The organism is Amycolatopsis sp. H20-H5 (assembly GCF_035828755.1).
In the GTDB taxonomy this organism is placed as follows: Bacteria; Actinomycetota; Actinomycetes; order Mycobacteriales; family Pseudonocardiaceae; genus Amycolatopsis.
On the sequence record NZ_JAYMZS010000036.1, the window covers coordinates 16,339 to 30,103 of the forward strand.

The window sequence follows — 13,765 nt, forward strand, 5'->3', positions numbered from 1 at the left end:
GGGCGTGTTTCAGCGAAAGTTGAAACAAAACATCGCCGTACTCCCCCGCGGCGGCGGCCCCGTAGCGCTTTCCGTGAAGCGACGTCCGCGGCGCGCAACCAGTTGGCCAGACACGACTCGGAGATCCCGAAATCCGTCGCGACCTGCTTCAACGTGGCCTCGTCGCGACGGACCACGGCCACGACATCGTCACGAAACTCACGGGGTAGGGGCTTGGGCACGGTGACATCCTTCCAGGCGAGGCCGCAGCCTCACAGGTGAGTTGTCAACCAAACCCTGGGCAGACCCCCCATCGCTGGCCCGGCTGCTCCAGCGCTCGTTCGTCGAAGCTTCGCGAGACGTGGCTCAATGCGTCGAGCAGACTTGCGGAGGTCAGCTCGCCGTCGTAGTTGACCTCAGCCAAACCGCGCAGAGGCATGGCCCCGATATCGCTCCAGCTCAATCGTCCAGAGGGGGCCACGTAGCTGCGGGCCCGGCCCGCATTGTCGGCATGAAGGCAGAAAGGTAGGTCCAGTAGCCCTTGCGCGAACGCCTGAACGAGCGCCTGGCCGACGTCCTGGGAAAGCCGCAGTGTAGCCGTGACTAGAGCCTTGGCCTCTGCGTACGTTTGGCTGTCGACCGGACCGTGTGTGGTGAGGGGGGCGTGTTGCCTTCGCTCGTCGTCCGCTGCCGCGCTCGCGCGCTCCAGCGCCGCAACGTTCTCGTCAATGGTGGGCAGGCGCACGGCCTCCGCAACGGTCTTCACCACGAGCCTGGCGGCTCCGGTCCGGATGGCGAGCCGAGCGGCCGCCTCGCCCAGCAACATGCTCCCTGCGGGCGTTTTCGGATACACCCCCATGTACTCATAGACCACGACGTGCCAGCCAGTGGAGCCGAGCAGTTCCCCCGCGAGCCGCCGAAGTGCCGCCACGGCCTCCTCGTCCTGCCCCGGGTGGGTCTGCTGCGCATAGCTCAGGGAGACGCTGTGCACCCCGTGCTGGCGAAAGAACAGTGCCTCGATGACGCTGAGGGCGACCAGCAGACTCGGCGGGCAGAGCTGCCCCATCATGCAGCCGCCGAACGATTCCAGATGGGGTTCGATCCCGACAGTGCGCAAGTCGGAAATGAGGGCGCAACTCTCCTCCCAGTTTCGCACCGACTCTCGCAGCGGGATCGAGCCGTACGGCAGGCAGTAAGAAACCGGGCCACCCTCGCTCGCGGCTAGACCCGCGTGCGCCAGTGCAGCGAAGATCCGCTGGGGCGCTGCGGACCCGTGCCGCACCTGGATTGGAAAGTCGGAGGCTTGTACACCATCGAGCAGGCAACGCGTCGTGTCCGCTGCGAACGTGGTGATGGGGTATCCGTTGAGCGGCGTCCCGTCGGCCAGACCGGCTCGCACGGCCGCGTGCTGGTTGGTGCGGGTGTAGCTATCCAGTGTGATCGTGCCCACGGTGGTCGCTGCCGCATACCGGGTCGCAATCAACCCAGCCCGCATTGCCGACGGATCGCTGAATCCCATTCGGGGCTGGACTACCAACTGTCCACGCGCTTGTGCCTTCTGGACGAACGAGCCGAAGCTGTCATCGGATCCGGCTCGATCGGCCAGCTCGCGGCCTGCTTGCTCGTTCACCTACGCAGTTCCCCCCGGGGCGCGGGCAGCGTGTCGAGGAAGGCACGAAAGACGGCGATGTCATCGCCATCATGGAACACGGCATCGAACCCCGCAGCCGCCAGCAGCCGCGCGCTTTCTCCGCCGTCCGGGCCGGTCACTCCGAGCTTGCCACCAATCACGGCTGGGGTTGACGTCAGTTCGGGCACGCTCCTGATCAGCGAGACTGCACGGATGCCGTCCTGAACTCCATGCCCGTTTACGCTGCTCATCACGATCAGATCCGGACGCAGCGCACGGCATCCGTCAACCAGCGCCTGATCCGGCACGCAAGAGCCGAAGTTGATCACGCGGTTTCCGAGCTCCTCCAGGAGTAGCTGTAGGTAGATCAGGTTCCAGGTGTGCGAGTCCGAGGCAGTGCTGGTGACGACCACGCGCAGACCCGGCGATATAGAGCCATCCGGGGCAGGCGCTCTCGCGGAATCCGCAGCGGCCCCGCCGGAACGCCAGGCTCGGGAGCCCGAGACCACGCCACTCGCAACGCTGGTGCCTGTTCGCTTCGAGGGATTCACCTGCGGCCGCCCTCGCACTGAGCTCGCGCAATGGGTTCGTGACCAGCCGGCTGCGGGTGCGTGTTTGCTGCCAAATTTCCCGGGCGTAGGCCATGACCGCCAGGCGCGTGAGCGAGCCGCTGGTCCGCATCGACCACCTGATTGCGTTCGTCCACAAAGATCACTCGAGGCCGGAGGTCCTTTGCCTGTTCGTCGAGTACTGCGGCGTAAGCTATGATGATGACCAGGTCGCCGCTATGCACCAAACGGGCCGCCGCGCCGTTCACGCCGATCACGCCCGAGCCGCGTGGGCCTTCGATCACGTACGTTTCCAGACGGTTTCCGTTGTTGATGTCGACTACGTGCACGAGTTCACCGGGCAGCAGGTCGGCCGCGTCCATGAGGTCGAGGTCGATGGTGAGCGAGCCGACGTAGTTCAGATCGCACTGGGTCACAGTGGCACGGTGGATCTTGGACCTCAGCATGTTCCGGAAGATCACGGTTCCCGCTTCCTCTTCGTTGTCGGGGTCATGCGGATGCCGCCGCCCAGATCAGCGTGGCGACGTCAGCGGCGGTTCGCACCCTGGTAATGTGCTCATCGCGGAGCGGTGGAACCAGGTCGTCTGTGTAGTACCCCGAAGCGTGCACGACTACGTCGGTGTGCTGGGCCACGAGACCCCGTTCCCTGGCGACCAGCACCCCGGTCAGCACCTTGACCAACGACCATTCGCGGATCCGCTCCGGGTTCGGGTCGATGGCTATACCGGCGTTCATCGCCAGGCCTCGCACCGTCTCGAATCGTTCGAGGCATTCCCGCTTCGAAACGACGACGCCACCCCCACCGTGCTGAGCGACGATCCGATTGATCTGTATAGAGGTCGCCGGCGCCTTGGTGTAAAATGTGGCGTCGATTGTTTCAGCGGGATCGTCCGTCGTGGCGGGAAATTCGGGCAGGCTTTCCTGCCGCCAATATCCCGTTGTCGGGTCGTACTCGTATTCCGGGACCTTCGTCCCCAGCAGGCTGGTGACCATGTCGGGCGTGGCCAGTTGCTGCACCAGGAACAGGCCGGCGTGCCGGGCGGGCGCGGTCAAGCCGCCCGCGCCATCGGCCAGCACTCGCACACCGAGCTGGTAACCGAGAAGGCCGTACGCGCTGGACACGGCGTGGGCGTGCAGCCGAGGTCCGGAGTCCGCGCCGATCGGCAGCAACTCGGCTTCGGCGAAGGCCCGCGCCGAGTCGGCGATGCGGTAGTTGTCCAAGTCCAGCGTGTACCAGATACGGAACCCCTTGGTATCCAGAAGGTTCTGCGACTCGGACGCTGCCACGCTCGCGCACAGCTCCTTTACGTCGGCCGGGTCGCGGACTTCTGCGACGGCCACCGGATTGGCCGAGTGCAGGCTCGTGTCGTCCGTCAGCGGGCAGGCGCGCAGTTTCGCTCGCGACTGTTCGGGGACGACCATCGCCATACGCAGTTGCTGCGGGGTTGTGAGACCGGTCGCGTAGGCGCGGGCGATCGCGTCACGAAGGGCGGTGCCCTTGTTGCCCGAAGTGGGAGTGAGGACCAGCACCCGCTCCCCTGTCCGCCGGATGTGGCTGATCGCGCGGGAAACCATCAGCAGCGAGGCCATCGTCTTGGTCGTCCGGGCACCCGGATTGCGCATCAGGTCGAGCAGGTACGTGCGCTGATCGATCTGCTCGAGCCCGATGTCGGTGACCGCAGTAAGTTCCGGGAACGTTTCGGCCGGTTCCAGCGGGATCGCGAGGTCGTCACTGCGCATGGCGAGCACAGCGCGAGCCGCGGCCCGGATGTGTTCGTGGTACCTGGCGAGCGCGTTGTGCACGACGCCGCTCGCACTGCTGGTCGGCAAACCGGGGGGCAACATTCTTAAATCGACTCCCTCAACAGGCGAAACCAGGCCTGAGCAGTCAGCCCAACGAGGACAGCAACTTGACGGGGCGACGTTGCTCAGTTCGTCATGCTGATTCTGATGCGACGGGTGGACAGTTGAATGCCTCTGAAGCGGCCAATACCGAACTCTCGAAGGCCGCCTCGGTTCCGGCGAAGACGCCTTCCGGTCGCGGGTAGTTCACGACCACGTCCGTGAAACCGAGTTCGCGGCACCGGCCGACGATGTCGACGAAACGATTCTCCGACGAATACGGCTCGGTCACTATTCGACTCACGTTCACCAGCCGGTCGACTTCGCCCGGATCACGTCCGTGGTGTTGGCAAGCGTCGATCAAACCGCGGAGTTGCTTCTCGAGTAATTGCCAGCTCTCGCGTTCCGGCTGAGTCCCGGGCGTATGTGTTCCGCCGATGGTGACCCAGGTATCAGCATACCGGGCGGCAACTGACAACGCCAGTGGACCGGCAGCGGCCACGGCGAGGGGAACACGGGGAAATTGCACGCAGCCGGGCACCATGTGCGCGTCGACGGTGGTGAAGTGCCGCCCGGTGTAGGTCGTCCTCCGGTTTCTCAACAGCAGATCGGAAAGCTCTACGAACTCGGCGAAACGGCCGGCGCGCTCGCGTCCGTACAGTTCCGCACCGCCGAGCACGAGAGTGTCCGGCCCAGGCGCGCCCGCACCGACGCCGAGAACGAACCGGCCGCCGGACAACTCGTCGATGGTCATGACGTGTTTGGCGAGGACGGCCGGGTGGCGGAAGTTCGGCGTCGACACCATGGTGCCCAGCCTCATCCGGCTAGTGCTGCCGGCGACCGCGCTCAGGGTGGCCACGGCGTCGTACCAGGGCCCGTCCCGCAGGGTCCGCCACGAGTGGTGGTCAAAGGTCCAGCCGTGATCGAGGCCCAGTTGCTCGAGACCGATCCAGATGCGTCTGGTCTCCGGCCACGGGTACTCGGGGAGCACGACGGCTCCCAGCCGCACTCGAGTCGTCATGTCCGCCCAATGGGTGCGTTGTGGGTTGCGCCGGGTTCGCGGCTGCGGCCAGCGTTGTGGTCCGTCTTCGTCAGCGGGGAGGGGCGCCCATCTTTTCGACGAGACTCCGCGGCCTCATATCCGTCCAATGGCTTTCGATGTGGTCGAGGCAGGTTTGCCGATCAGTCTCCGGGAGCTCGACGGACCAACCGCCGGGGATCTCGGCGAAGCTGGGCCACAGCGAGTACTGCTGTTCGTGGTTCACCAGTACGAGGAATCGACCATCAGGATCATCGAAAGGATTGATCATATCTCCCTTTCCGTTGACCAGCTGTCCGCAAATGCGGCGGACTATCCGGATTCGCCCGCCCGCACGACGGATTCGTCCATGGCATCGGCCAGCGCGCGGTTGTTCAGTCTAGGGTAGAAAACCAGCACGACCAGGAGGAGGAAAACCCCTCCGGCCACGTACGAGATCTGGACACCGAACGCGTGGGCGAGAACGCCAGCGAGGGCCGCGCCGATCGGACCCCCGATCATCACCACCATTCTACTCGACGAGAGCACCCTTCCCAAGAGGCGGCGGGGCACGATCTGCTGGCGGAGTGTACTGACCACGACGTTCTGCGCAGTCACCAGCGCACCGGTCGCCATCATCATGAGTGCTGCAACCCACGGATTGGCAACGAGTCCCAGCACCAGAACGGCCACACCTACGCCGGCCTTTCCCGAGAGCAATACCGTGCCGGGGCCGAATCGCTTGCTGACGGCCGAGGACGCCAGCCCGCCGACCGTTGCCCCCACTGCGGTGGCGGTCAGCAATAAGCCGAACCCGACGTCCGGAAGTCCGAGAACCTGCTTGGCCAGCAGCGCCAGCATCGCGAACTGTGCCGAGGCGACCACGTTGCTGAGGCAGGTCATCATGGCCAGTGCCTTGAGGGCGCGGTTCCCGAGCAGCCATCGGATACCCTCGGCGATTTCCGCCCGCGCGCTCTTGCGTGGAGCGTCGGACGTCGCCTCGGCCGTGGCGTCTGGGCGGATCGACCTGATCAGCACACCGCTGGCCGCGAAGGACAGGGCGTTGCCCGCGAACGGCAGGACGTGCCACACGGCGAACAACGCGGAGCCCAGCGGTGGCCCCGCGAAGTCCTCACCGTTGGTTTCGGCTGCGGCGATCCGCCCGTTCGCCGCCGACAGGTGCCGTGGATCCCGTGACACGAAGTCGGGAACGGCCGACTGGGCAGCGAGGTCGAAGAAGACCTGCCCGACGCCCAAGCCGAATGCGGTGAGCGCCAGCCACGCTAGGTTCACCGACGAAGTCAGGATCAGGACCACCAGAACGATCAGGATCCCGAACCGGCCGACGTCCGCCCACACCATCACCCGCCGGCGGTCCAGTCGATCTACCACCACACCGGCGTACAGCGAAACCAGCACCCAGGGAATCTCGACAGCCACCACGACAAGGCTCAGCGCCAGCGGGCTGCTGGTGATCTGGAGGACCAGCAGGGGCAATGCGGCCGCGTGCATGCCGGTGCCGGTGGCCGACACGAGCGTGGCACCGAAGAGCCGGTGGAAGCTACCGCCCAGTCTCACCTTGGCGTTGTCCTGTTCCTTTGCGCGCACTCTCAAGACTTCCTTTGATTAGGCGTCGGAAATGGGGTATTGCGGTGTTGGTTCCGGCTTCAGCAGCCGCGCGAACACGTCGGACACGATTTTCCCGATGCTCTGCACGGGTTCGGCGTTCATCATCTCGGCGTGCGCGCAGTCGATCGAGTAAGTCTCGACGCCGCCCTGTGCGAGTGAGGCCCAGCACGTCCGCGGCCCGTCCTCGACGCGCCGGGATTCGGCCGCCTCGACGCTGACGATCCTTCCCCGGAACTTCCGTGAGTCATGGGTGTCGAGGAGCCGAATGCAGTGCCTGGTCAGTTCCGACAGTTCAGCCACGTCGTCGTCGGACAGATCGGCCGGCGCATCGCTGGCGGCACCACGGATCGACTGCTCGATCAGCAGGAGCAGATCTTCCGGCACCTCGTCCGAAGTCTGCCCGTTCCCGCGCTCGGCGGGGGAAGCGTCGAACAGCATAAGGACCGGTACGTCCTCGCCGAGATCCTCAAGCGCCGCGGCCATCTCCTGCGCGACGATCCCGCCGAAGGACCATCCGGCCAGCAGGTACGGTCCGTGCGGCTGGATCTCCCGGATTTGCGCGAGGTAGTCCCGGGCGATTTCGCCGAGCGAGCCGGGGCGGTCCGCGCGTCCGAGGTACCCGCTCGACTGCAGCCCGTAGACTGGGTGCTTCCTGGGAACGTACGGCAGAAGACCCGAATAGCACCAGCTCAGTCCGCCGGCCGGGTGGACGAAGAACACCGGGGTGCGGTCTCCCGCTGTCCTCAGCGGCAGCACCGTGTCGAGCGAATCAGGCTGGGCAGCATCGAGCCGTACCGCCAGGTCGGCGACGGTGGGCGCTTCGAACAGTGTTCTGACCGCCACGTCGACACCCAGCTTCGAGCGGATCCGGCTCACCAGGCGAATAGCGAGCAAAGAATGCCCACCCAGTTCGAAGAACTCGTCATCGATCCCGATGCGGCTCACGTCCAGGACTTCGGCGAACAACTCGCACAGAACCTTCTCGCGCGCGTTCCGCGAACTTCGCGAAGGGCCCGAAACACCGAAATCTGGAGCGGGCAACGCCGACCGATCCAGCTTTCCGTTCGAGGTCAGCGGCAACGCGTCCAACACCACCACCGTGGCGGGCACCATATATTCGGGCAGTATCTCGCGGGCGAAACGACGCACATCGACCGGATCGGCAGCACCCACCACATACGCGATCAAGTGTTTGCTGCCGGGGCGATCTTCGCGGGCAACCACCGCAACGTGGGCGACGCCCGGACATCGCGCCAACGCCGACTCGACCTCACCCTCCTCGATCCGGAAACCCCGGATCTTCACCTGCCGATCGGCACGGCCCACATATTCCAGCTCAGAGGCTCGGTTCCACCGTACCAAATCCCCGGTCCGGTACAACCGCCCGCCGCCGAACGGATTCGCCACGAAGCGGGCTGCCGTCAATCCGCTTCGGTTCCAGTATCCCTGCGCCACCCCTAAGCCACCGAGGTACAATTCCCCCACGACGCCAACCGGAACTAGCTTGAGCAGTTCATCCAGCACGTAGAATTCCGCCGACGGCAGCGGGCCACCGATCGGGCTCACCCCGCCGGTCGTGTCGGCCGCAGTCAACTCCCGGAACGACGCGTGCACGGTACCTTCGGTGATTCCGTACATGTTGATCAACCGGGGCCCGGTCGGCCACGCCGCCACCCGTCGCGGGTCCAGAGCCTCACCACCGAACACCACGTACTCCAGACTCGGCACCGCGCCCTCCGCTGCGGCGGCGAACGCGTCGAACGCCGACGGTGTCTGGCTCAGCACCGTGACCTGCTCCGAGACCATCAGGTCACGGAACTCCCGCGGAGAACGCACGATCTCGTCCGGCACCACTACCAGCCTGCCACCGTTCATCAACGCACCCCACATCTCCCACACCGAGAAGTCGAACGCGAAGGAGTGGAACAGCGTCCAGACGTGCTGACCGCCGTCGGCGGCCGCCAGCTCGATCCGGTCACGCACTCCGTCCAGCATCGCGACGACGTTGGCGTGCGTAACCGCCACGCCCTTCGGCGTTCCCGTGGTCCCCGACGTGTAGACCAGGTAAGCCACGCTCCGCACATCCGGATACGGCAACGCCACCGTAGCCGCGGTGTCTGCGACGTCCACCAGAGCAGCGCCGTACACCGAGTCCGACGCCGCCACCCGCGCCAGCGTTTCCCCCGTTCCGACTACCGCTGAGACCTGCGCATCGGCCAGGACGAAGGCCACCCGCTCATCCGGGTACGACGGATCCACCGGCACGTACGCTGCACCAGCGCGCACCACGGCCAGGATAGCGATCACGGCGTCTACGCCGCGCGGTAGCACCAACCCCACCCGGCTACCCGCCGACACACCGCAGCCCCTCAATACCGAGGCCAGGCTTCCTGAAGCCCCAGCCAGCTCAGCGTAAGTCAACGCCACATCGCCACACGAGACGGCCGTAGCGTCGGGAGTCCGCCCGACCTGAGCGGAGAACAATTCCGGCAGGGCCGCTTCCGGCAGCACGCTCTGCGTGTCGCTCCCTGCCTCCAGCAACCGATGCCGTTCGGCCGGGCCGACGACGTCGACGTCCTGCACATGAACATCGGGGTCGGCGAGGACTGCTTCGAACACTCGTCCGAGTCGGCTCAGAAGCCCTTCGGCCGTCGGCCGGTCGAACAGCGCGGTCCGGTATTCCACCTCCACTTCGAGACCGGCGCTTGCTCCTGCTGCATCGAAACGTTCGGTCAGAGAGAACGTCAGATCGAATTTTGACTGGATCGCAGCGGAATCGGCGGTCAGGGCTTCGGTCCGCAGCCCCGCGAGCTCCCAGTCCGCGTGGGCGTTGTTCTGCAGGATCACCATGACCTGGAACAGCGGGGTGACGCCCCGGGCCCGGCTCGGGTTAAGTGCTTCGACCACTGCTTCGAACGGAACGTCCTGGTACGCGTGAGCAGCGAGGTCCGTCTCCCGAACCCGACCGACCAGCTCCGAGAAACCCGGATTTCCTGAGACATCCGTGCGCAGCACTACGGTGTTGATGAAGAATCCGACCATCTTGTCGAGAGCGTCGTCGGTTCGACCGGCGATCGGGCTCCCCAGAGGAATGTCCGTACCAGCACCGAGGCGGGACAGCAGCACCGCCACGGCAGCCTGCAACACCATGAAAAGCGTGGCGTTGTTCCTCCGGGCAATCCCAGCCAGGCCGCGGGAAACAGCCCATGGGAACTCGACCGAAACCAACGCCCCTGCGGGCTCCGCCGCCGCACCCGGATGGTCGAAGGGCAGTTCGAGCCGTGCAGGCAGGCCCGAAAGCTGCTCCCGCCAATAAACCAGCTGTCTGACTAAGACACTGTCCGGGTCATGCTCGTCGCCCAGCAGTTGGCGCTGCCACAGTGCGTAGTCGACGTACTGGACCGGAAGGACCGGGAACTTCGGCTCCGCCCCTTCCCGCCCGGCCTCGTACGCAGTGTCCAGGTCCCGCAGCAACGGGCCCATCGACCACCCGTCGCACGCGATGTGGTGCACCACCAGCACCAAGACGAACTCGTCGGAGGCCAGCTCGAAGAGACACGCTCGCAGGGGAAGCTCGGCGGAAAGATCGAACTCCCGCCACGTCATGGCCGCCAGTGCACCGCTCAGCTCGGCTTCGGTGGTTTCGACCACCGGCACATCGAGCTGTACGACTTCGGCGGGAATGACGTTCTGCCACGCTGTCCCGTCCTGCTCCGGGAAAACGGTCCGCAGGCTCTCGTGCCGGACGACGACCTCCCTAAGCGCGGCCGCGAGCGCCGGAGTGTCGACCGCGCCGGACAGCCGCACCGCGAACGGGAGGTGGTACACAGCACTTTCGTTCATCTTGCTCAAGAACCACAGCCGCTGCTGTGCGAAGGACAACGGGGGACGCTCGGGCCGCTCCGCCACCGTCAGGGGAGTCCGGACGGCTGCGCCTTCGTCCAATCGCCGCGCTAAGGCTGCGACGGTGGGCGCTTCGAACACGGTTCGGACCGCCACTTCGACGCCCAGCACCGAGCGGATCCGGCTCACCAGGCGGGTCGCCAGCAGCGAATGCCCGCCGATCTCGAAGAAGTTGTCGTCAGCACCCACGCCGCCCGCGTCCAGGACCTCGGCGAACAACCCGCACAGGATCTCCTCCCGCGCGTCGCGGGGCCGTCGGGACAGCCCGGCACTGGTGGGATCGGGAGCCGGCAACGCACGCCGATCCAGCTTTCCGTTCCGGGTCAGCGGCAGCTCGTCCAGCGTGACGACCGCGGCAGGCACCATGTGCTGCGGCAGGCTCCTGGCCACGAACCGGCGCAGCTCGACCGGGTCGGCGTCGCCCACGACGTAGGCGACCAGGCGCTTGCCGCCGGACCGGTCGTCCTGGGCGACGACTTTCGCCTGGACCACGCCCGGGTGCCGCGCGAGCGAAGCCTCGACCTCGCCCGGCTCGATCCGCATGCCCCGGATCTTCAGCTGGTCGTCGGTGCGGCCGACGAACCGCAATTGGCCATCGGCACCCCACCGGACCAGATCGCCGGTCCGGTACATCACGTCACCGGCAACGCCGAACGGGTCGGCGACGAACCGCATCGCGGTCAGGCCCGGCCGGTTCAGGTACCCTCGCCCGACGTTGGCCCCCCCGATGTACAACTCGCCGACGGCTCCGGCCGGGGCCAGGCAGAGCCGCGTGTCCAGAACGTACGCGCGCGAGTTGTCGATCGACCGGCCGATCGGCACCGAGGCGAGTGGTTCGCCGGCCGGATCCAGGAGGAACTGCGTGGCCGCATGCGTCTCTGAGGGGCCGTACTCGTTGCGCAGCTGCCGGCCGGGCCGCGACCGCCAAACGCTGTCCACCGACCGGGACAGCCTGAACTCCTCACCCGCCTGGACGATGTTCGCCAGTGCGGACAGTCCCAGGCCTGCACCGACCGCAGCTCCACAGACGGCGTCGATGACCGGAGCCGGCGCGTTGAGCTCGCTGATTTCGTGGCGGTCGAGCCACTGGGCGAACGACGTCATGTCGCGGCGGGTGTCGTTGTCCGGGATCACCAGGCAACCCCCGCGCTCCAGCGTGGAAAGGATCTCGAGGACGGACACGTCGAAGCTGATCATCGTGAACATCGCGGTGCGCAGAGCCGGGCCGGCCGGCGCCCCGGTACCGCGCCAGATCAGGAGGTTGACCAGCGCACCGCAGGTCATCACGACACCCTTGGGCGTCCCGGTGGAACCCGAGGTGTAGATCACGTAGGCCGGGTGCCCGGCAAGCCGGGGTGCCACCCGTTCCGCGTCCGCCGGGATCCTCCCGGTGCCCGACGCCGTCGCGGCCCCGTCCAGCAGCAGACGCGGGCAGGCCGTCGCGGGCAGGTCGTCCGCCGCGCCGGTCGTGGTCAGCACGATCGCGGGCGCGGCGTCGGCGAGCATGGTCGCGATCCGTTCGGCCGGATAGGCCGGATCTATCGGCAGGTACGCCGCACCGGCCTTGAGAACTGCCAGCAACGCGGCCACCAACTCCGCCGACCGGTCCGCCAGCACCGCGACGATCCGTTCCGGCCCGATCCCCCGCCGGATCAGCTCGTGCGCGATCCGGTTGGCCCGCTCGTTCAGTTCCGCGTAACTCAGCAGAACACCGTCGCCCGCCACGGCCGGCGCGTCCGGATCCCGGCGCACCTGCGCCTCGACGAGGTCCGCCACCGGCACGTCCGCGTGCGGGCGCGCCGTGTCGTTCCACTCCACCAGCAAGCGGTGCCGTTCCGCCGGATCGACCACGTCGATCGCCCGGATCCGGACGTCGGGATCCGCTGCCACCGCCGTCAGGGTCCGCGTGAGCCCGTTCGCCATAGTCGTGATCGTGCCGCGGTCGAACCGGCCGGCCCGGTACGTGATCGTGCCGAGGATCCGGCCCGACTCTCCGTCCGCGGTTCGCTCCGCGTTGAGGCAGATGTTCACGTCGAACGTTGTGGTCCTGCGCTCCAGCGGGACTTCGTGCAGCTCGATCCCGCCCATGGTGATGGTCGGCCGGTATTCTGAGCCGAACCGGAAGAAGACCTCGAACAGCGGGGTGCCGTCGTGCAGGCGGACCGGGTTGACGGCCTCGACGACCTTTTCGAACGGCACCTCCTGGTTCGCGAACGCGGACACGTCGACCTCGCGGACCTGGTTGAGCAGGCCGGCGAAGGTGAGGTCGCCCGACGTGTCGGTGCGGAGCACCAGGGTGTTCGTGAAGTAGCCGACCAGATCGTGCAGCGCCTCGTCCGACCGGCCGGAGACGACGGTGCCGAGCGACAGGTCGGTGCGCCCGCCCAGCCGGGTCACGAGTGCCGCGACGGCGGCGTGGGTGATCATGAACATCGTGGTGCCGGTGCGCGATGCCAGTTCGAGCAGATCTCGGTGCACGGCCGATCCGATCTCGAAGGCGACTTCACCGGCGGTGTTGCCCGGCGCCCGGCGATCCAGCGGCAGGCCGGCTTCACGCGGGGCGTCGGCCAGCACGGAACGCCAGTGGTCCAGCTGCTTCGCCAGGACGCTGCCCGGTTCTCCACCGTCGCCCAGCAGTTCGCGCTGCCACAACGTGTAGTCGGCGTACTGCACGGCCAGCTCCGGCCAGGACGGGACCTCACCCGCTGCGCGGGCCGCGTAGGCGGTGCCGAGGTCGCGCCAGAACACGTCCTCGGACCAGCCGTCGAAGGCGATGTGGTGTGCCACCAGGACGAGTACGCCCTCGTCACGGCGGGTCCGGACCAGCTGGGCCCGCAGCGGTAGCTCCGTCGCCAGGTCGAACGGGCGCCCCAGGACCGCACGCACGATCGGATCGGCCACCGGGGCGTCCACGGACGTCAGCAACGGGCCTAGGTCCGCGGCGGGCACCACGTGCTGGCCCGGTTCCCCGTTCACCACGGGGAAGAGGGTGCGCAGGCTTTCGTGCCGGACGACCACGTCGTGCAGAGCCGAGGCGAGCGCCGGTTCGTCGAGCGGGGCGGAGAACCGCCACACCATCGGGACGTGGTACGCGGTGTCCTTCGGGTCCAGCTGGTGGAGGAACCAGAGTCCCCGTTGGGCGAACGAAAGCGGGATCACGACCGTGCTCCTTCGGCTGCGGCGGAATTCCGGGTG

General features: G+C 66.8%; 8 protein-coding genes and 1 pseudogene. All 9 read right to left on the bottom strand.

Annotation, left to right across the window (positions count from 1 at the left end; translation table 11 throughout):
- Nucleotides 1-83: 83 nt before the first annotated feature.
- Nucleotides 84-221 (bottom strand): annotated as a pseudogene (locus QMK34_RS47885) (transposase); the annotation flags it as partial.
- 44 nt (nt 222-265) lie between these two features.
- Nucleotides 266-1,609, bottom strand: a complete 1,344-nt coding sequence (locus tag QMK34_RS20845) for a methylaspartate mutase (protein ID WP_326415828.1) — start codon at nt 1,607-1,609, stop codon at nt 266-268.
- A complete protein-coding gene (locus QMK34_RS20850; protein ID WP_326415829.1) occupies nt 1,606-2,022 on the bottom strand; it encodes a cobalamin B12-binding domain-containing protein in 417 nt (138 codons plus the stop codon). The genes QMK34_RS20845 and QMK34_RS20850 overlap by 4 nt, the downstream gene beginning before the upstream one ends.
- Nucleotides 2,023-2,156: 134 nt before the next feature.
- A complete protein-coding gene (gene panD, locus QMK34_RS20855) occupies nt 2,157-2,636 on the bottom strand; it encodes an aspartate 1-decarboxylase (protein ID WP_326415884.1) in 480 nt (159 codons plus the stop codon).
- Between the two features lie 31 nt (nt 2,637-2,667).
- Nucleotides 2,668-4,023, bottom strand: coding sequence for a DUF6002 family protein (locus tag QMK34_RS20860; RefSeq protein WP_326415830.1), 1,356 nt, complete (start codon nt 4,021-4,023; stop codon nt 2,668-2,670).
- A 91-nt stretch (nt 4,024-4,114) separates the two neighbouring features.
- Nucleotides 4,115-5,011 carry an LLM class flavin-dependent oxidoreductase gene (locus tag QMK34_RS20865; RefSeq protein ID WP_326415831.1) on the bottom strand — a complete coding sequence of 299 codons (897 nt, stop codon included), beginning with the start codon at nt 5,009-5,011 and terminating at the stop codon, nt 4,115-4,117.
- A gap of 100 nt (nt 5,012-5,111) precedes the next feature.
- Complete coding sequence (locus QMK34_RS20870) at nt 5,112-5,330, bottom strand: MbtH family protein (protein WP_326415832.1); 219 nt, start codon at nt 5,328-5,330, stop codon at nt 5,112-5,114.
- 41 nt (nt 5,331-5,371) lie between these two features.
- Nucleotides 5,372-6,646, bottom strand: coding sequence for an MFS transporter (locus QMK34_RS20875; protein WP_326415833.1), 1,275 nt, complete (start codon nt 6,644-6,646; stop codon nt 5,372-5,374).
- Nucleotides 6,647-6,664: 18 nt separating this feature from the next.
- Nucleotides 6,665-13,729, bottom strand: coding sequence for a non-ribosomal peptide synthetase (locus QMK34_RS20880; RefSeq protein WP_326415835.1), 7,065 nt, complete (start codon nt 13,727-13,729; stop codon nt 6,665-6,667).
- Between the last annotated feature and the right edge of the window lie 36 nt (nt 13,730-13,765).

What these genes read in the sequence shown, in the direction of transcription:
- QMK34_RS20860 (WP_326415830.1), bottom strand. Translation starts at nt 4,023, where the DNA reads ATGTTGCCCCCCGGTTTGCCGACCAGCAGTGCGAGCGGCGTCGTGCAC.
- QMK34_RS20870 (WP_326415832.1), bottom strand. Translation starts at nt 5,330, where the DNA reads ATGATCAATCCTTTCGATGATCCTGATGGTCGATTCCTCGTACTGGTG.